General features: G+C 64.9%; 13 protein-coding genes and 2 pseudogenes. 10 read left to right on the top strand and 5 right to left on the bottom strand.

The window, feature by feature from the left end:
- The first annotated feature begins 20 nt into the window (after positions 1–20).
- From U5S82_13015 to U5S82_13005, 3 genes are read left to right on the top strand one after another with little or no spacing between them, the layout of a single operon-like run.
- Positions 21–1,367: a DDE-type integrase/transposase/recombinase gene (locus U5S82_13015; protein ID MDZ7752560.1), complete on the top strand. Its 1,347-nt coding sequence runs from the start codon at positions 21–23 to the stop codon at positions 1,365–1,367.
- The gene (locus tag U5S82_13010) at positions 1,367–2,167 is read left to right on the top strand and encodes an AAA family ATPase (GenBank protein ID MDZ7752559.1); all 801 of its coding nucleotides are present in this window, start codon (positions 1,367–1,369) and stop codon (positions 2,165–2,167) included. The genes U5S82_13015 and U5S82_13010 overlap by 1 nt, the downstream gene beginning before the upstream one ends.
- A complete protein-coding gene (locus U5S82_13005) occupies positions 2,164–2,349 on the top strand; it encodes a hypothetical protein (GenBank protein ID MDZ7752558.1) in 186 nt (61 codons plus the stop codon). The genes U5S82_13010 and U5S82_13005 overlap by 4 nt, the downstream gene beginning before the upstream one ends.
- Before the next feature lie 268 nt (positions 2,350–2,617).
- Here U5S82_13005 and U5S82_13000 read toward each other — a convergent pair.
- A pseudogene (locus tag U5S82_13000) lies at positions 2,618–3,490 on the bottom strand (ISAzo13 family transposase).
- 426 nt (positions 3,491–3,916) lie between these two features.
- Positions 3,917–5,418 (bottom strand): annotated as a pseudogene (locus U5S82_12995) (ISNCY family transposase).
- Between the two features lie 591 nt (positions 5,419–6,009).
- Between U5S82_12995 and U5S82_12990 the strand changes: the two are divergent.
- The 3 genes from U5S82_12990 (at position 6,010) to U5S82_12980 (ending at position 7,347) form a co-directional block, all read left to right on the top strand.
- A complete protein-coding gene (locus U5S82_12990) occupies positions 6,010–6,189 on the top strand; it encodes an addiction module protein (GenBank protein MDZ7752557.1) in 180 nt (59 codons plus the stop codon).
- A 3-nt stretch (positions 6,190–6,192) separates the two neighbouring features.
- On the top strand, positions 6,193–6,501 hold the full coding sequence (locus U5S82_12985; GenBank protein ID MDZ7752556.1) for a type II toxin-antitoxin system RelE/ParE family toxin: 309 nt from the start codon (positions 6,193–6,195) through the stop codon (positions 6,499–6,501).
- A gap of 600 nt (positions 6,502–7,101) precedes the next feature.
- Positions 7,102–7,347, top strand: coding sequence for a hypothetical protein (locus U5S82_12980; protein ID MDZ7752555.1), 246 nt, complete (start codon positions 7,102–7,104; stop codon positions 7,345–7,347).
- 656 nt (positions 7,348–8,003) lie between these two features.
- On the opposite strand, the gene U5S82_12975 is transcribed toward U5S82_12980, so the two are convergent.
- Complete coding sequence (locus tag U5S82_12975) at positions 8,004–9,287, bottom strand: hypothetical protein (protein MDZ7752554.1); 1,284 nt, start codon at positions 9,285–9,287, stop codon at positions 8,004–8,006.
- A 249-nt stretch (positions 9,288–9,536) separates the two neighbouring features.
- Between U5S82_12975 and U5S82_12970 the strand changes: the two genes are divergently transcribed.
- The 4 genes from U5S82_12970 to U5S82_12955 all read left to right on the top strand — a co-directional run bounded on the left by U5S82_12970 (position 9,537) and on the right by U5S82_12955 (position 14,720).
- A complete protein-coding gene (locus U5S82_12970; GenBank protein MDZ7752553.1) occupies positions 9,537–11,147 on the top strand; it encodes an acyl-CoA ligase (AMP-forming), exosortase A system-associated in 1,611 nt (536 codons plus the stop codon).
- Between the two features lie 8 nt (positions 11,148–11,155).
- On the top strand, positions 11,156–12,397 hold the full coding sequence (locus U5S82_12965) for a pyridoxal-dependent decarboxylase, exosortase A system-associated (GenBank protein MDZ7752552.1): 1,242 nt from the start codon (positions 11,156–11,158) through the stop codon (positions 12,395–12,397).
- 70 nt (positions 12,398–12,467) lie between these two features.
- Complete coding sequence (locus U5S82_12960) at positions 12,468–13,913, top strand: lipopolysaccharide biosynthesis protein (GenBank protein MDZ7752551.1); 1,446 nt, start codon at positions 12,468–12,470, stop codon at positions 13,911–13,913.
- A 36-nt stretch (positions 13,914–13,949) separates the two neighbouring features.
- Positions 13,950–14,720 (top strand): YdcF family protein, encoded by a 771-nt coding sequence (locus tag U5S82_12955; protein MDZ7752550.1) that lies wholly within the window; start codon positions 13,950–13,952, stop codon positions 14,718–14,720.
- A 709-nt stretch (positions 14,721–15,429) separates the two neighbouring features.
- Here the strand turns inward: U5S82_12955 and U5S82_12950 are convergent.
- Both U5S82_12950 and U5S82_12945 read right to left on the bottom strand, forming a co-directional pair.
- A complete protein-coding gene (locus U5S82_12950; protein ID MDZ7752549.1) occupies positions 15,430–16,686 on the bottom strand; it encodes a glycosyltransferase in 1,257 nt (418 codons plus the stop codon).
- Positions 16,668–18,515 carry a hydrolase 1, exosortase A system-associated gene (locus tag U5S82_12945; protein MDZ7752548.1) on the bottom strand — a complete coding sequence of 616 codons (1,848 nt, stop codon included), beginning with the start codon at positions 18,513–18,515 and terminating at the stop codon, positions 16,668–16,670. The genes U5S82_12950 and U5S82_12945 overlap by 19 nt, the downstream gene beginning before the upstream one ends.

Raw genomic sequence — 18,515 nt, 5'->3', positions numbered from 1 at the left:
CATAACCGAGAGAAGATCCGATGACTGATCCTGATGATGACCACCGCCAGGCGGTGGCCCTGTTCCGCTACGGCCTGATCGCCGACCTCGTACACTGGCCCCCGGGCAGTGCCGGCATCACCGAGCGGCTGCGCGCCAAGGCAGACAAGGACTATGTGATCCCCGGCAGCCGTCGCTCCCGCGTGGCCGCCGAGACGATCCGCGACTGGCTCAAGCACTATCGGCGCGGCGGCTTCGACGCGCTGTTGCCCAAGCCACGGGCCGATCGGGGGCAGCCCCGGCGACTGCCCGACTCCGTGGCCGAAGCGCTGTGCGCCATCAAAGAGGGGCATCCGAAGCTGTCAGTGCGCGCAGTGATCAAACACGCACGCGAGCAGGGCCTGGTCCCGGCCGAGCAGCCGTTGCCCGCCTCCACCGTGCACCGTCTGTTCACCCGCGAAGGGCTCATGGTCAAGAAGACCGATGCACCCATCGGCACCGATCGGCGGCGCTTCGCCTTCCAGTACGCCGACGAGCTGTGGATGAGCGATGTGATGCATGGCATCACCGCCGCTGATGGGCGGGGCCGGCGCAGAAAGACCTATCTCATCGCCTTCATCGATGACGCCACCCGCGTCATCCCCTATGCGGCCTTCGCCTTCGCCGAAAACACCGGCGCCTTCCTGCCGGTGTTCAAGCAGGCTCTCATCCGCCGCGGGATCCCCCAGCGCCTTTACGTCGACAACGGCGCCAACTACCGCTCCCGCCAACTCGCCCTCGTCTGCGCCAGGCTCGGCACGGCGCTGATCCACGCCCGACCCCATCAACCTCAGGGGAAGGGCAAAATCGAACGCTGGTTCCGCACCGTCCGAGCACAGCTGCTCACCCAGCTCACCGCTGAGGATACGGTGAGCCTCGAGGCCCTCAACCGACGCCTGTGGGCCTTCATCGAGGGCGAGTATCACCACACCCCGCACCGCGGCCTCGACGGCAAAACGCCCCTCGAACAGTGGGCCCTGGTCGGCGATCAGATCCGCTTCCCCGATCCCGGCCTCGATGCGCTGTTCCTCTGCGAGACCAAGCGCCGGGTCATGAACGACCGCACCGTGAGCCTGAACGGCCACGTCTATGAGGTCGACGCCGTGCTCGTCGGCGAGACCGTGACCTTACAGTACGACCCCGCCGTGCCGCCCACCCGGCCCCTGACCGTGGTCCATAAAGGCCAGCCGGCAGGACAGGCCACGCCGCTCGATGCCTATGCCAACACCACCGTGCGCCGCGACCGGCCCTCCTGGCGCCTCGACACCGATACCCCAGCCTCCGAACCGCCCCCGTCGCGTCTCACCCTCGGGGCCTTCGACAACCCGCACAATGAGGAGAACGACTAATGTATCTGCGCCACTTCGCGTTCACTCGCTTCCCCTTCGAGAATACCCTCGAGGCCGATGAACTCTATGCCTCCACCGCCCGCCGCGAGGCCGAGGCCCGGCTCACGCACCTCATCGATCTGCGCGGCATCGGCCTGCTGACCGGCGAGGTCGGCTCCGGCAAAACCACCGTCTGCCGGCACGTCACCGCCGGACTCCATCCCGGCCTGTACCGCGTCTATTACGTCTCCCTGTCCACCGGCAACGTGCTCGATATGTACAAGTCCATCGCCTGGGAACTCGGCCTGCCCACGGAGCGGTCCCGCGCTACCGCCTACCGCGCCATCCGCGTCGAGATCACCCGCCTGGTGCAGGAGGCCAAGCAGCTGCCCGTGTTGATCGTCGACGAGGCGCAGCACCTACGCAATGACGTGCTCGAGGATCTGCGCCTCTTGACCAGCTACGCCATGGATGCCGACAACCGCCTGTGCCTGCTGCTGGTCGGGCTCACCGAGCTGCGCCGACGCCTCGCCATGGCCGTGCACGAGTCGTTGAGCCAGCGACTGGTGGTGCGCCACCACCTCCCCGGCCTCTCGCGCGACGAACTCGATGACTATCTCATTCACCGCCTGCGCCTCGCCGGCGCCGAGGCCCCCATCTTCACCCCACCCGCAACCGAGGCCCTGTTCCAGGCCTCGCGCGGGCTTCCGCGCAAGGTCAACCGCATCGCCCACTACGCCCTCACTGCCGCCGCGCTGGACAACCAACACCACGTCACCGAGACCCACCTCCAGACAGCGCTCGACGAGCTGCAACCGTGAGACACCACACCACCATGAACGACGACGATCAGACCCTGCCCGACCACCTCTCCGACGAGGCCGCCGCTCAGATGGTTGACCTCCTCTACGCCATCGCCCAGACCCTCGAAAACCGCTACTTCGCCGAGATCACGCGCTACTACCAGAACACCAATCCCAGACAGCCCGACCTCTGGGACTGAATCCCAGTCTTTCCCAACCGCAACCGCCGCCACAAGCGGCGCCCATCTCGCCAGACCTCCAGCTTCTTCTCATCCTATCCTGCCCGCGCTCTTCCACCGGAGCGCTCAAACCGAGAAAACTGCAGCCTACTCGCTCGGAATAAACCGGGAAATTACTGGTGGAATAATTTGAGATACAACACCTATCCGCGCTGAGGCCGAGTCACGCCGCCTGAACCTGCGACTGCGACCTTCGCCATTTATGCGCGGATTTACTCAGCCGCTAACACCTCGAACGGTAGCCGTTCGATCCCCCAGCATCAGCCGTGATGAACAGCTCCTCGGCCTTTGGATAGGCCGCGCGGCCCATCTCCTGCCACCACTGACGAATGGAGGCCACCGCAAAGGCAGGGGTGTCGTGGTCACGCCCGACGTTGACCCAGGCTTCGTTGCGCCCCATGTCGTAAATCCCGTAGGGGATCGCCTTGCCGAGCCCATCGCTGGGGAAGTCGTGCACCAGTGCCTTCTCCGGGGCGCCCTTGGGCTGCCATTCCCGCCCCCCATTGCGAAAATCGCCCACCAACTCCTTCTTCTTCGTGTCCACCGAGATGACCGGCTGGCCCGCGCCGAGCAGGCCCTCGGCCGTCGCGTTGATGTACTCGAACTGCGCGTGGCGCTCGGGATGCGAGACCCCTTCGCGACTCTTGCGCACCGACTGCAACCGGTAGCCCGCTTCGTTGAGCAACCGTCCGACCGTGGTCGAACTCACCTTCCAGCCTTGCGCCGTCAGCGCGGCCGCGAGTTTCGCGCGGCTCTTGCAGGTCCAGCGCAGTGGCGACTCCGGGTCGCCGCGCGTCAGCGGGTCCACCAATCGCTCCAGCGCCTCCAGGAGCCCCGGTTGGCTCGCCTCAATTCCGGGGCGACCGGCACCCGGGCGGCGTACCCGCGCACTCGGCTGCACGCCGGACTCGATCTCACGCCGTCCCTTGCGAATGGTTTCGCGGGCAAGCCCGGTGGCCGACGACACCAGCGCATCGCCTCCCCAACCGATGCTGCGCGATTCCGCCGCCGCCCACAACCGCCGGCCACGTTCGTTGAGTTCCGGCGAAACGGCGACGTATTTCTCAACGATTGCGGCTTCCAGCAAGAGGTTTCGTTTCATCCCCGTAGGAGATCACAGATCCCACCATTTGGCAAGTTAATTTGCGACAGAGGCCTAACTTGAAACGGCGTCTCCAATGGCACGGCCTTGACGCCCCCTCCAACGCCTCCAGCAAGGTCCCTTCTCCCCCGGGGAGAAGGACAGGATGAGGGGATATGGCCCAAGGGCGGAGCCGCCGGCCGGGCTGCGCACCCCCTCACCCCGGCCCTCTCCCCGGGGGAGAGGGAGAGTAACTAGTGCCTGCACGAAAACCCGTATTTCCCGGCAAATTCCCAGCGTGACATTCAGGTACTGATGGCCGGTGTTCCACCTTGGCGACTGTTTTGAGATGCGTGGCGTCATCCAATGCGAATGCTTCGCATTGATGGTGATGTGCAGACGCTCCTCTCCTGTCCGCGTGGCGCGGTATCGGCTTCGGAGCGCTGCTCAGGCAGCCTTTCGGTAGGGGCCGCGCCTTCGCCGCTCCCGCTCTTGTTCTTGCTGACGCAGCAGCGCGCCAAGGCGGTGAATGTTGCGTGCGAGCACGGCCAGCGCCACATAGCGCTTGAAGCCCTCGATGCCGTGGTCCGGACACTTGTCCAGACCATGAACCTCCAGGGCATTGATGGCCGACTCCACCGCCGAATGGCGATGGCGCAGGCGCAGAAATTCCTCATCACTCTCGCGCACCTTGTCGGCCTGAGAGAGACGACCCTTCTTCGGCAGGACCACCCGCTCCAGACGCTCAGCCAAGGCCGCCTGGTTGGCTGGACTGTGGAAGCCCTTGTCCATGCTAACAGCGCGCAGTGGCGCAAATCGCTCCTTCGTCTCCTCAACCATCGGTACGGCCACCTGATCATCGGTGCACATCTGCATCACCTGGTGGTGCAGGATGAAACGGTCGCTGTCCTCCATCACGCACACCCGCAACCCCAACTCCACCGGCACCCCGGCCTTGCCCTTGCTGATCCACTCGGTGTGGGGCTCGAACAACGAGAAGACCTTCTCATTGTGGGGGATGCGCTCGCCCTGGAGCACGCGGCGGCGGATCTGATCGAATCTGCCGATTGGCGTGGGTCATGAATTCATCAAGCTCGCGCAGCAGCCCCTCGCTCAGCGCACAGGAGGCCGGCACTTTCTGGCGGATCTGCTCGGCACGGGTCAGGTGGTCCTCGGCCAGTTCCAGGTAGGTGCCGTGGGCCTCGGCGATATCCTGCAGTTTGGCTTGACGCTTGTCTTCGTCCTTGGAGGTGGAGTGTTTGAGCCGCTGGACGATTCGGTACTGGCGCTTAAACTGGCGCTGATGGTGGGCATGCTGACGCCAACCGGGCAGCGCGTGGAGTTCGGCCAGTTCGGTGCTCAAATCGATGACCTTACGGATGGCGTCGAGCAGCAAGTTGATGTCGGTGGGGAAATGCACATCGGTCTCCACCACGAACGAGTCACAGCGCCCGACGAGCCCTTCTTCTAGGTTTTTTTAGCGCCTTGTGCCCCGCACGCACCACCTCTTGATTGATCCGGTCCAGGAGCTCCGGGGTGAACAGGCGCAGATTATCCCGTAGCGTCTGCATCGGGTAGAGATAGGTGTCGGTCCAGTCGCTGTGCCCGAGGAACTGGCGGATCGTGTTGTGCTCGTTGGCCAGTTCCCGGACCCTGTCGTAGTCGGCATTGAGCCCCAGGCGCAGTATGCCAAGCACCAGGATCTTCCACTGCGACATCCCCGGCCGACCGGCGTTAGGGGCCACCAGGACATTTTCTGCCTCGCTATCACGTACCGGGCGCACCTCTTCAAGGATCGCGAAAACCCGCTCGCGCAACGCGGGCGTGGTGTAGATGTGCTGCAGTCCCCGCAGGAGCTGCGGGATGTCATCGCGCGATTTGGGATCGAGCCAAATCGCGCCGATGTCCTGCTCGCCGATCTGCATTTGCGGCTCGATCACCTTGCGCATACGAATTTCATCCTGGCGAAGATTGCGTCTCTCAAGGGCCTTGTGCGCCTGTACCGTCCGGCCCTCACCGGTTACGCCGCCATTATATCAATGCAGATCAATGCGTTACAGATTTATCTTGCAATCCAGCAAACGGAACCACCGCATTCTTCGCGTCGCGATTATTAGCTTATGCCGTTGATCAATAAACTCTTTTGAGTTTCTCGTGCAGGCACTAACTAGAAACGGTGTCCCCAATGGCACGGCCCGGACGCCCCCTCCAACGCCTCCAGCAAGGTCCCTTCTCCCCCGGGGAGAAGGACAGGATGAGGGGATATGGCGCAGGGGCGGAGCTGCCGGCCGGGCGCCGCATCCCCTCACCCCGGCCCTCTCCCAGAGGGAGAGGCAGAGTAACTTCATGGGCCCTCTCCCCCGGGGAGAAGGACAGGATGAGGGGATATGGCGCAGGCATGGAGCTACCTTCCGAGTCAACAAACGACCCCTTTGCTCCTTCCATAGCATGCCCCGGCGGTAGTACATTGCCAGAGCTAACCTGCATTCCTACGCGAGTAGAGAGGTGATCTCGAGATGATCTTAGCGGACATTCGAAAGATGAGCATTCCAGAGCGACTTCGGACGATGGAGGAGATATGGGACTCGCTCCTACACGAGGACGCGGAGATTGCATCTCCGGACTGGCATGGAGATGTCCTCACAGAAAGGAGGAAGAAGATTGAGGAAGGAACCGCGACGTTTCTTTCCATCAGGGAGTTCAAGTCGCGCGGAGACTAGGCGATGGCACCAACGGAGGTTCTCCTCCTCGAGGAGGCCGCCGCCGATATCGAGAACGGCAAGCGGTTCTACGAACGCCGGCAACGTGGCTTGGGCGAGTACTTCCGGGATAGTCTGCTATCCGACCTGGAGTCGCTGGTCGTCTATGGCGGTGTGCACCAGAAGGAGTTTGGCCTTTATCGAATGCTCTCGAAACGCTTTCCATATGCGGTCTACTACGAACTAAATGCCCACACAGCATACGTCATCGCCGTTCTGCCGATGCGTCGTGCGCCTGAGTGGATCAAGAGTTCACTCGAGGGAAGAAGTTGACCCGGTGAATCCAGGAAGGCCGGTCAGTGAAACTGCTGACCCGATTGCCGCGTTCCTACGACCCGAACGCAAGGCGGCAACCGCTGCTAGCACATTGCTAGACTTGGCCGCTGCTCGGCGAAGGCGCGAAGCGCCGGACCCACCGACCGCATCCAGCACCAAGGCCTGCCGATGCAACATTGATGGACCAGACCCCGGAACCCGTTGGTGACCCCGGGACCCGGTTGACCCTCCACCGTTTCCAGCAAGGTCCCTTCTCCCCCGGGGAGAAGGACAGGATGAGGGGTACGGCCCAGGGGCTGAGCTGCCGACCAGGCTGCGCATCCCCTCACCCCGGCCCTCTCCCCAAGGGAGAGGGAGAGTAACTTGATGGGTCCTCTGGCTAAGGGAGAGGGGGAGTAAGCTGTAAGGCCCTGTACTCCGGGCAGCCTGCCCCGCACCCAACGGGGCGCACTGAATTGTTCAGCGCGTCCCTTTGTGTGTGCGAGAGACCGACTGCCGCTGAAGGTTTATACTGCCTTTACATGACAAGGGACAAAACGCTGTTCCATGTCTTCCTGACCCGGTGCGCGGCAACCCCCCGCGCGTTGAGGACAAGCTATGACGACGCTGACCATTGATTTGCCAGACGAGCTAGCCAAGGCAGCTCAGGACGCCGGACTGCTCGACCGCGATTCCATCGCGGCCATGCTGCGCGAAAACCTGCGCCGGCAGGGCGTCGATGAATTGTTCCAGGCAATGGACCGTATGGGGACCGTGGACACGCCTCCGGTCATGTCGCCGGAGGAGATTACCGAGGAGCTCCGCAGAATGCGCGCCGAGAGCCGCTCACAGAATGCGCGTTGATGCGCCTGGTGCTCGACACCAACGTCGTTGCCTCGGCACTGCTGTGGGGCGGCGTACCAGGTGAACTCTTGCACGCCGCCCGGGAGCGGTGAATCGAACTCTACACCAGCACCCCGCTGCTGGTTGAACTCGCCGACATTCTCAGTCGGCGCAAGTTTGCTGCGAAGATCGCCGCCTCCGGCTTCACCGTCGAAGAGCTGGCCGAGCGCTACACCCTACTCGCAGCACCGGTCGGTCCCGCACAGATCCCTCGCACCGCGCGCGATCCGGACGATGACGCCGTCCTCGCCACGGCCCTGGCGGCCCACGCCGACCTGATCGTAACCGGTGACCAGGATTTGCTGACACTGCATTCCTGGCGAGAGATCCAGATCCTCAATGCCACAGATGCGGCGTCATACGTGACCGCGGCGTAATGCGCGCTGGGCACCACCATGCGTGCACAGCACAGCGTTGAACCCGACGCATGAATTGCGCGGGTGAGCGCTGTCATCGGTAATGGAAATAGCATGTCACCTCTTGGTTGTGGCTCCCAATCCCCTCACCCCGGCCCTGTACTCCGGGCATCCTGCCCTTTGCCCTGCGGGGCCGCACTACGCGCGTTCCCACCCGCACCCCGCGGGTGTGCCCGTGAGGGAGAGGGGGAACAATCGGCTTCATTGCTCCTTCACAGCGGGGGACAGGGTATAAGCGCCGTAACCGGCTACGGAACGCAAGGCGCCATTCAAATCCCGGTTCGCATCCGGAAACGGCGGGACGTCGAAGGGTTGTTCAGCCCGCAGCCTGCCTGGCAGAGCGCGGGCATCGAGTCGGGGGTATGAGGCAAGGGGCTGTTTCAAATAGGCCTCTGCCCTAGCGACTGGGACAAAGAGATTATCACCGGTGGGTTCCACGCCCCTAAAGGGCGTTTCCGCAAACACGGCATTACCGGTTATGGCCAACACCTCCGTACCCGGCACCGCATGGATCGTCAGACCGGTCCCCGTGGCGATGATGGTATTGTGGAAAATCCACACGCGCCGGGGAATATCGTTATGCGGCTGGATGGCCAGGCCATCCCCGGCGGGGTTGACGAGAAGGTTGTTGTAAAAGGCGAGGTTGCCTTCGCCCTGGAACAGCCGTTCCACGGGATTGCTGTAGAATACATTTCCATAAATCAGATAGATATCGTCCGCGCCGGGGCCTTCGGGGGGCCAGTGGCCCACCAGCAGGTTGGGCCGCGCGCCCCCGCTCGCCCCCGTGGGGCTGGACTTGCGAAAACGATTTTTCCTGATAATCGTGCGGGACGGTCCGCTGGGTAAGGCCCCGTCGGCAGGGCGGGCATTTTGGTGCTTTATTTGCAGATTATAGCCAACGGTATCCTCCATACGGTTGCCTTCGATAAGCCCGCCCACGAAGGGCGCGCTGCCATCGGAATCCCCGAGATACATGCCCGTACCCGCGCCTTCAATCCGGTTGTCCAGGATCCGCCAGCCATAGGCCGGACACTTGGTGGATATACCCACATTCTGCCGGCTCGCGCCATGGCCCGTGATGTGCAGGTTCGAGAGCGTCACGTAGTGGGCGTAGGCGGCGTGGCCTTCCGCCTTTACGGCATCTACTGGCACGCCATCGCCGGTGAGCTCGAGATTACTCACCTCCAGGTGAGACACGTCCAGAAGGCTCACCGTGTTCGCGCCGCGCCGCGCCCTGAAGACCGCCGGCTCACCGGAGACCGGGCCGGAAACCGTGATGGGGCGGGTCGCGGTGCCCTGCAGGCGATGCAGGGGCAGCCCGCGTTCGTAGACCCCCGCGCGCAGCACGAGATGATCGCCAGGCGCGAGGTCACGAAGTCGGCTGCGGTAATCGCGGGGTCCCGCATGGATGACCCGCCGCTCCGTCCCGCGAACAAGAGGTGGAAACAACGCGTATGCCGGTAACAGCAGCATGGCCTGGAGCACTTTGCGCCGACTCCTCTCCGATTCCTGTCCAGACATGTTATTTTTTGATTTCATAGCTTTGGGAATGTCGATGAATGCCGCTACAGAACTGGCCGGCAGATTGTTTCAGTTTCCGCAGCCAGGCCAGCGCCGCCGCCACCGGCGGGCGGTTTGAGCGGAAGGTTGCGGGGTGGATGAGTCTGGCACGATCTACAGCCCGTTATCCATTCGCCAGCCCATTTTTGTGTTGGCCAGACAACAGGACCCGCCATGTCGGACCTATTGCACGAGTTGCTTGAGGAAAGCGCCGAGCACCGAGCCAATGGCCCGTGCCTTGCCTTCAAGGGCGAGTCTCGTGACTACGCCACCATCGCCGCCGATATCGAGACCTTCGCCAGCGGACTAATCGCCCTGGACCTGCAACCGGCCGAACGGGTCGCGGTCTACCTGCCCAAATGCTTCGAGGCAGTCACCGCCCTGTTCGGCACCGCAATGGCCGGCGGTGCGTTCGTCCCCATCAACCCGTTACTGAAACCGCCCCAGGTGGCACATATCCTCAAGGATTCCGGGGCGCGGGTCCTTGTCACTTCCCGGGACCGTGCCCCGCTTCTCGCGGAGGCCATCCACGATTGCCCCGATCTGCACACTCTGGTGGCCACCGCCGAGGCAAACGAACTGCCCGCGAGTTACGGTCACGTGCAAGTACTGCCGTGGTCAACGGCCACCCGAACGGGGAGCAAGCCAACCCACCGTCGCATCGACAGCGATCTGGCCGCCATCCTCTACACCTCGGGCAGTACCGGGCGGCCCAAGGGGGTGGTGCTGTCCCACCGCAACATGGTGGCGGGCGCCCGCAGCGTGGCCCAATACCTGAAGAATACCCCGGAGGACCGGCTGTTGGCGGTGCTGCCGTTCAGCTTCGATTATGGCTTCAGCCAGCTCTCCACCGCCTTCGCGGTGGGCGCCAGTGTAGTGCTCATGGACTACCTGCTGCCCCGGGACGTCATACGGGCAGTGGCACGGGAACGGATAACGGGCCTGGCCGCCGTCCCCCCCCTGTGGGTCCAACTGGCGGGCCTCGATTGGCCCCATGAGGCGGTGGAGCACCTCCGTTACATCACCAACTCCGGTGGTGCCATGCCCCGTTCCGTCCTCGACGCATTGAGGAATAAGCTTCCCAACACGACACCCTACCTGATGTACGGTCTCACCGAGGCCTTTCGCTCCACCTATCTGCCACCCGCGGAGATCGATCGCCGCCCGGACTCCATGGGGAAGGCCATTCCCAATGCCGATATCCTGGTGGTGCGCGAGGATGGCACCCCTTGCGAACCCGCGGAGCCGGGAGAACTCGTGCACCGTGGCGCCCTGGTGTCCCTGGGCTACTGGAACGATCCCGAACGTACCGCCGAGCGCTTCCGTCCGTCGCCCGGCACTCCCCAGGGGATCCCCGGCCCGGAAATCGCCGTGTGGTCCGGCGATACCGTGCGCAAGGACGAGGACGGGTTCCTCTACTTCATCGGCCGGCGCGACGAGATGATCAAGACCTCAGGCTACCGGGTCAGCCCCACGGAGGTGGAAGAGGTGCTTTACGGATCGGGCATGGTGGACGAGTGCGCGGCCCTCGGCCTCCCCCACCCGTCCCTGGGTCAGGGGATCCTGGCGGTGATCAAACCGGCCCGTACGCCTCTGGACGTCGATACCCTACTGGCGACGTGCAAACGGGACCTGCCGGGCTTCATGGTACCCTTGAGGGTGGAGGTAATCACCGCCCTGCCACGGAACCCCAACGGCAAGGTCGACCGCAAAGGCCTGACGGAAAGGTACCGGAGCGTTTTCGAGCCCACCACTGGCCCCGGGAACGAGGCCCGCCAGCAATAGCTAGAAAGATGGATAAGAAGATCGACAAACCCCGGCATGCCCCCATGGCCCAATTCCCGGTGGCCGACGGCGAACTGCTCATCGGCGGCATCCCCGTCACCCGCCTCGCCAGACGGGTGGGCCAGACACCCTTCTATGCCTATGACCGGCGCCTCCTGACCCAGCGCGTCACAGACCTGCGGGCACTGCTACCCGCGGACATCCACTTCCACTACGCCATCAAGGCCAACCCCATGCCCGCGGTAGTGCAACACATGGCGAGCCTGGTGGACGGCCTGGACGTGGCCTCCCTGGGGGAGCTGCGGGTCGCCCTCGATACAGGCACCGACCCGGCGGTAATCAGCTTTGCCGGCCCGGGCAAGAATGACAATGAACTCGCCGCCGCCATCGCGTCAGGCATCACCATCAACCTGGAATCCGAGGGCGAGATGGAACGCGCCGCGCGCATCGGCAGCGCCGCCGGCATGAGGCCCAGGGTGGCCGTGCGGGTCAATCCGGACTTCGAACTCAAAAGCTCCGGCATGAAAATGACCGGCGGCCCCAAGGCCTTCGGCGTGGATGCCGAGCGGGTGCCCGCCATGCTGCGCCGCATCGGTGATCTGGACCTCGATTTCCAGGGTTTTCATATCTACAGTGGCTCCCAGAACCTCAAACCCGAGTCCATCATCGAGGCCCAGAACCAGACCCTGGACCTGGCGTTGCGCCTCGCCGCGGACGCCCCCGGCCCGGTGCGCCTGCTCAACATCGGCGGCGGCTTCGGCATCCCCTATTTCGCCGGCGAGCAGCCCCTGGACCTGGCCCCCATCGGCGAGAACCTGGCCGAGCGGCTGCCCCCCGTCAAGGAGGCCATGCCCCGGGCCGAGATAGTCATCGAGCTGGGGCGCTACCTGGTGGGCGAGGCGGGCGTCTACGTAGCAAAGGTCGTCGACCGCAAACTCTCCAAAGGGCAGGCCTTCCTGATCACCAACGGCGGCCTCCACCATCACCTGGCCGCCTCGGGTAACTTCGGCCAGGTGATACGCAAGAACTATCCCGTGGCCGTGGCCAACCGCATGACCGCCGGGCCTGCCGAGACCGCGAACGTGGTGGGCCCCCTGTGTACGCCCCTCGACATCCTCGCCGACAAGATGGAACTCCCCGTGGCGGGGCCCGGCGACCTCATCGCCGTATTCCAGTCCGGGGCTTACGGCTTCACCGCCAGCCCCCACGGCTTCCTCGGTCATGCGGCCCCGGTGGAGGTTCTTGTTTAGTCCCCCTCACCCCGGCCTTACGCTCCGGGCATCCTGTCCAACGGGCCTGACCCTTCTCACAATTTAGATAATGAGCAGAAGCCTGCGCTCCCGGGTCCTCGGTGCCCTCTCATGGGCCGCTGGTGCCAAGGCCCTGGGCCAGATCATCAGTTGGGGCATCACCCTCTACGTCATCCGGCTTCTCACCCCCCAAGATTACGGCATCATGGCCCTGGCCATGGTGTTCATCGGTATCACCGTCCCCTTATCGGAACTGGGGCTGGGAGCGGCCCTGATCCAGACACCGACGCTGGAAACCCGGCTCATCCGCCAGGTGTACGGATTCGCTTTATTGGTCTCCGTCGGCTTTTTCCTGGCGATTACCGCGGCCGCGGGCCCCGTGGCCGCCTTTTTTGATTCCCCGGGCCTGGCCTCGGTGCTGCCGGTACTCGCCTTCGGCCTCGTCCTGACGGCCGTCTCCATCTGTCCGAAAGCTATACTGCTACGGGACCTGAATCTGCGCCTGACGTCCCTGACAGAGGTGGGCGGCGCCATCGGCGGGGGCCTGTTGACCCTCTATCTCGCCCATAGCGGCTACGGGGTATGGTCCCTGGTATGGGGCCACCTGCTCACCCTGGCCCTCGCAGCAACCGTGTTGCTCGCGGTGGCCGGCACACCGAAGCTGCCCAGCTTTGACCTGCGGGGCGTAGGCCAGAGCCTGACCTTCGGCGTGTGGGTGACCCTGGACCGGCTCATGTGGATGCTGTGGTCCCAGGCGGACGCGTTGATCATCGGCAAGGTGTTGGGGGAGGTGCGCCTCGGCAGCTATGCCGTGGCCAAGGAAATCGCCCAGATCCCCCAGACCAAGATCCAGGGCACCATCAACGCAGTTGCCTTCCCGGCCTATGCCGAGGCCCAGCGAACCGAGGGCGCGGCGGCCCGCTACCTGCAGAAATATATCCGCCTCAGCGCGATGGTCGCCTTTCCCGTCTTCTGGGGCATCGGCGCCACCGCGCCCGTATTCGTGCCACTGCTGCTGGGAGACCCATGGGAAGCGGCCATACTGCCCATGCAAATCATCGCATTCGCCATGCCGGCAAGGGTCGCCCAGGCCGCCGTTTCGCCCTATCTGCAAGCGGTTGGCGAGGCCAGACGGGCCACCGGCAACATGGTGATCGGGCTGGTGCTCATGACAACCGCGGTGCTCATCGGATCGCGGTGGGGGCTCCCGGGAGTCAGCCTGGGCTGGGCGGTCGCCGCGGTCCTCATTCTGCTGGTGGTGCTGTGGCGGACCCGTCCCATAGCGGGCGTGGCTCCACTCATCCTGCTGATGCAACTGGCCCGCGTCGCTCTCCCGGCTCTGGTGATGCTCTTGGCGGTGTTCGCCGCATCGGCATTGAGCGACGAGGCGTCCGTGGCGCGGCTGGCTTTCATGATAGCGGCGGGTTTCTTCGCCTATCCCCTGGCATCATGGGCCCTCTGCCGGCCCGAGGCCCGAGAAGTGGTCGCCATGTTCAAGCCCCGAAGAAATGTCTAGCAACCGAACCGTGCCCCGGGCCCGGCGATTTCTCCCATGAACTTTGACCCCCACCTCCTGGTCAAGCTGGTACTGCCCCCGAGCGGCCCCATCCTGCTGGGTCTGATCGGCGCCATCCTCTCCCCATGGCGAAGGCGGGCCGGGGTATGGGTGATGGTGTTCTCCATCGTGGCGGCCTACGTATTTAGCATCCCCCTCACTGCGAGCCTGCTGACCATCGCAGCAAGGCCCCACTCCCCACTCGACGAAACAGGTTTGGATGCCCTCGACGCCGATGTCGTGGTGGTCCTTGCGGGAGGGCTTTATCTGCGCGCACCGGAATACGGCGAGGACACCGCCAGTCAACGTACCCTGGCCCGGGTGCGATATGCCGCCTTCCTTGCCCGCCGGCTCGGGGTCCCTGTCATCGCCTCCGGCGGCTTCCGGGACAAGGAACATCGCTGGGAAGGCACACGCACCGAAGCCGAAGCGATGACCAGCCTCCTGAGTAAGGAAATGGGCATCGACGACGTACTCACCGACAGCGATTCTTACAGCACCCGGGACAGCGCGCGGCGAGTCGACGGACTGCTTCCCGCAGGTACGGAGCGGATCCTGTTGGTGACGGATGCCATGCATAGCCGTCGCGCCGTCGACGCGTTCCTCAGGGCGGGTATCGAGGTGATTCCGGCACCGACCCGTTATTACACAGCGCCCGCCCCATATACCATCTACTCGTGGATCCCCCAGGAGGACAGCGTCAGCCAGACGTGGTACGCACTCTACGAGTTGGTGGGGCAGGTGTGGTATCGACTGAGCGAGGGCTAAGGCATGAATATCTGGGTATCTTCAGATTACTCCCCCTCTCCCCGGGGGAGAGGGCCGGCAGATTACTCCCCCTCTCCCCGGGGGAGAGGGCCGGGGTGAGGGGATGCGAAGCCAGGATGGTGGCTCTGCCCCGGCCCACCATCCCCTCATCCTGTCCTTCTCCCCGGGGAGAAGGGATTTTTTCTGCGATGGCCGCAAAGTCATCTGGGCCGTGCCATTAAGGACCTCTTTCAGACTACTCCCCCTCTCCCCGGGGGAGAGGGCCGGCAGATTACTCCCCCTCTCCCCGGGGGAGAGGGCCGGGGTGAGGGGATGCGAAGCCAGGATGGTGGCTCTGCCCCGGCCCGGTATCCCCTCATCCTGTCCTTCTCCCCAGGGGAGAAGGGACCTTATCTGCGACGGCGGCAAAGTCATCGGGGCCGTGCCATTAAGGACCTCTTTCAGACTACTCCCCCTCTCCCTTTGGGAGAGGGCCGGGGTGAGGGAAGGTGATGCCGGGCTGGCGGCTCTGCCCCGGCCCACTATCCCCTCATCCTGTCCTTCTCCCCAGGGAGAAGGGACCTTTTCTGCGATGGCGGTGGGGGCGGCCGAGGCGGGGAATTGCAGCTCTGCCCCGGCCCACCATCCCCTCATCCTGTCCTTCTCCCCCGGGAGAAGGGACCTTTTCTGCGATGGCGGTGGGGGCGGCCGGGGCGGGGCGTTTTCCGGTTCAGCCATCGACCTCGTTCAACATCGCCGCAAATTCCCGGGTGCGCTCGCGGCGGGTATGTTGACGGGCAACGTGCAGCTCACAGCCCGACTCGCTGCCCTGCTCCAGTCGCGCAAAGAAACCTTTCAGGGTGGCGGCGATGGCAGACGGATCATCCAGGGGCGCGCATGTTCCGAATCCCATTCTCTGCAGTTCCTCCGCGGTATCCCCGGCGGGGTCCGTCAGGGCCAGAACCGGCCGGCCCGTGCGGGCGTACTCATAGAGCTTCGCCGGAATCTGGTGATTGCAGGTGGTACCCTGGAGCAACAACAGGGCATCGACAGCCATCATCTCCGCCAATGCGGCGTCATAGGGCAAGGGCGGCGCCAGGGTCACCATATCGTCCAGGCCATACTCCGACACCCGACGGCGCAACGCGTCGTTCCCATCCGCGCCCCGGAACCTGATCTCCAGCCTTTCCACCCCCGGGGACCGTTCCCCCTTCATGGTCGACAGGGCCTGCAGCAGTGCGTCCGGGTCCCGATCCACCGGATCCACCAGGCCCGCATGCACGAGGGTGATACGCGTTCCGTCACGTGGCGGAGCGAGGATCTCCGTTTCCACCCGCATGAAGTCCTGCTCGTCGTATCCGTTGGGGATGACACCCCAGCGGTTGGCAGGTTGTGCCGGATAGCGGCGCGCATAGAGTTCCCGGGTGCCCGGCGCGGTGAATGTTATGCGACATGCCCCGCGCACCACTCGTTCCTCTATCCAGCGGTGGGCCCGCCGCTGGGCCGGGTTGTAGGGAAAGGAGTCGTCCACCATGCTGTCCCGGAGATCTGCCACCAGGGGGATCCCCGTCAACCGGTGCAGCGCGAGGCCCACCAGCAGGGCCGACGGCACGGGGTAGGTGGCCCACAGCAGCCGCGGCCGATCACGTCGCACCATCTCGAGGCCTGCCGGCAAGGCCCCGATCAACCAGGTCCACCAGCGGTCGGGCAGGGCCAGCCAACGGGGATAACGGCCGAACACGGCAAGGTGGCGGGCGGTATCCATGGCAAAGCCCCGAACCACCCTGGTCCCGGCCGGCACTTGCCCGAGGGTCTCCACGGCAGTCAGCGGATAGGCCCGGGGGTGCACCGTCAGCACGGCGGGCCGCCAACCGAATTCCGGCAGGTAACGCGCGAAATTCAGGGTGCGCTGGACACCACTGCTACCCGCCACCGGAGGGAAATGGTAGGCGATCAGCAGTATCGGCTTCAGGCCTCCTGCATCCACTCCAGCGTCCATTGTGAGACTTGATCGGCCCATTCCCGACGGGAAAATGTATGGTCCGCCGGGGGCAGATCGTGGCGCTGGAAACGGGCGTCCGTGAGCAAGGCCTGCCAGCGCCGGCCCCGCGTAACGGTGTCCTGAAACTCGGCGGCGGTGAGGTCGTTGCCGCTCATGATCAGCAGAATCCTGCCGTCGAAGCGCTCCAGACTCGAGGCCATGCGCACGGCCAACGCGTCCTCCTCACCGTCCGGTTGTCCTCCCGTAACATCGTCACCCGCGCCCCGCGCCGTCTTTACCTGCCGGCCAAGGGCCACCATGGAACGCCATAACCGCACGCGTCCCTTGAAAAGACCGGCCCAGAAATCCCGGCTTGCCAGCCGTCTGAGATAGTAGTGACGCAAATAGGCCCGGGCCTCGCCGCCCGCACTACGGACCCACGGATTCACCAGGACCATGCCCGTTACCCGCGCATCCGCGGGCCCGTAGAAGGCGCCCGCGGTGGCGGCGTCACACAACCCCCAGATGGCCACCTGCTCCAGCCCGTCGACGGCATGGAAGAAGCCATCGACCGCGGCCCGGATGTCCTGCTCGATATGCTCGAAGCCCCGCGGGCCACCCTCGCTGTCACCCATGCCCCGATAGTCGAAACGCAGCACCGGCACTCCCGCAGCCGCCAGGGTACGGGCCAGCAACACGAACTGGCGGTGGCTGCCCACCCGATACTGGGGTCCGCCCACCACCACCAGCACCCCGCGGCCAAGGGGCCGGGCCGGCCGGTGGAGGATGCCGCACAGGGCGTCGCCTTCACAGGGAAAAAAGAGGGGGGCCTCTTCGGTGGCGGGCGTCTCGGGGCCTGTGGCATCGGCCCCCCGGAGCCCGGCCTTCTCCTCCCGGGGGCTACGGGACGCTGACGGGGCAGGTGTAGGCGCCGGCACCGAACCCGGGGCCAGCCCGGTCACCCCGCCATCGCCGCCGGCATGGCCAGGCGCGTCGGCGGCGCAGAGGCTCATAGTGGCCTGAACCAGGTTCACAGCCGTGGCAATCTCCTGGGTGGCCCAGAACGGCTCGTCCCTGACCACCTCCGCATCCACCGCGACCGCGGCTGCCCGCCATCCGGCTATGACCTCGGCGCTACGTCCAGGCGGCGTGCTGCCGGCCCCCGTCTCCCGACCACTCCCCGCCAGCTCCAGCCACATGACCCGGCGCACCGGCGGTGGCGTGGACGGGTCCAACCCGGCGGCGTCCATGGCCCCGGCCAAGGCAGGATTGAGGCCATAGCCAGCCACCTCCAGGGTCTCGCCGGCAGCCAGGCGGGCCCGCATCGACGCCGCCGTCTCCGTCGCACCCTCCGAGAACGCCGTCATGACCACCCGCAAGCGCAGGAACTGTGTCAGCGCCGAGTGGCCCCGCAGGACCGGCTGCCACAGCAACAGGTCGTCCACGCCCGCCGCGGGCCGGCTACGGAGATAGTCCACGGCCAACAGACCACCGAGGCGCAATCCCCATAACCCCAGCCGCGAGGGCCTGCACTCCCGCTCCACCCACTCGACGGCCCGGTGGATATCCTCCTGCCAGCCCTGCCAGTCGGCCGCCGAGAAGTCCCCGCTACTGTCTCCGCAGCCCTTGAGGTCGGGGATCAGTACACCGATGCCGGCCGCGGCGAAGGCCCTTGCCTGCACCGCCACCGTCCGCCGCGCCTTGTTCATCTCATCTGCAAAGGCGGGAACGTGAACGATATGATGCCCCCGGGCAACCGCCGGGGCGGGAGGAAAGTAAAGGAAGAACTGCTTGCCGGAAGGACTGGGGAGGTAGCCGCCGAACGGTGCCGGCAC

The sequence above is a fragment of the Gammaproteobacteria bacterium genome, from assembly GCA_034522055.1.
Lineage (GTDB): Bacteria > Pseudomonadota > Gammaproteobacteria > JAABTG01 > JAABTG01 > JAABTG01.
The sequence above is the reverse complement of the archived record's forward strand: the minus strand, read 5'-3'. Positions and strand labels throughout refer to the sequence as shown.

Coding starts and splice junctions, on each gene's coding strand:
- U5S82_13015 (MDZ7752560.1), top strand. CDS start 21: ATGACTGATCCTGATGATGACCACCGCCAGGCGGTGGCCCTGTTCCGC.
- U5S82_12980 (MDZ7752555.1), top strand. CDS start 7,102: ATGACGACGCTGACCATTGATTTGCCAGACGAGCTAGCCAAGGCAGCT.
- U5S82_12960 (MDZ7752551.1), top strand. CDS start 12,468: ATGAGCAGAAGCCTGCGCTCCCGGGTCCTCGGTGCCCTCTCATGGGCC.
- U5S82_12985 (MDZ7752556.1), top strand. CDS start 6,193: ATGGCACCAACGGAGGTTCTCCTCCTCGAGGAGGCCGCCGCCGATATC.
- U5S82_12965 (MDZ7752552.1), top strand. CDS start 11,156: ATGGATAAGAAGATCGACAAACCCCGGCATGCCCCCATGGCCCAATTC.
- U5S82_13010 (MDZ7752559.1), top strand. CDS start 1,367: ATGTATCTGCGCCACTTCGCGTTCACTCGCTTCCCCTTCGAGAATACC.
- U5S82_12990 (MDZ7752557.1), top strand. CDS start 6,010: ATGAGCATTCCAGAGCGACTTCGGACGATGGAGGAGATATGGGACTCG.
- U5S82_12970 (MDZ7752553.1), top strand. CDS start 9,537: ATGTCGGACCTATTGCACGAGTTGCTTGAGGAAAGCGCCGAGCACCGA.
- U5S82_12955 (MDZ7752550.1), top strand. CDS start 13,950: ATGAACTTTGACCCCCACCTCCTGGTCAAGCTGGTACTGCCCCCGAGC.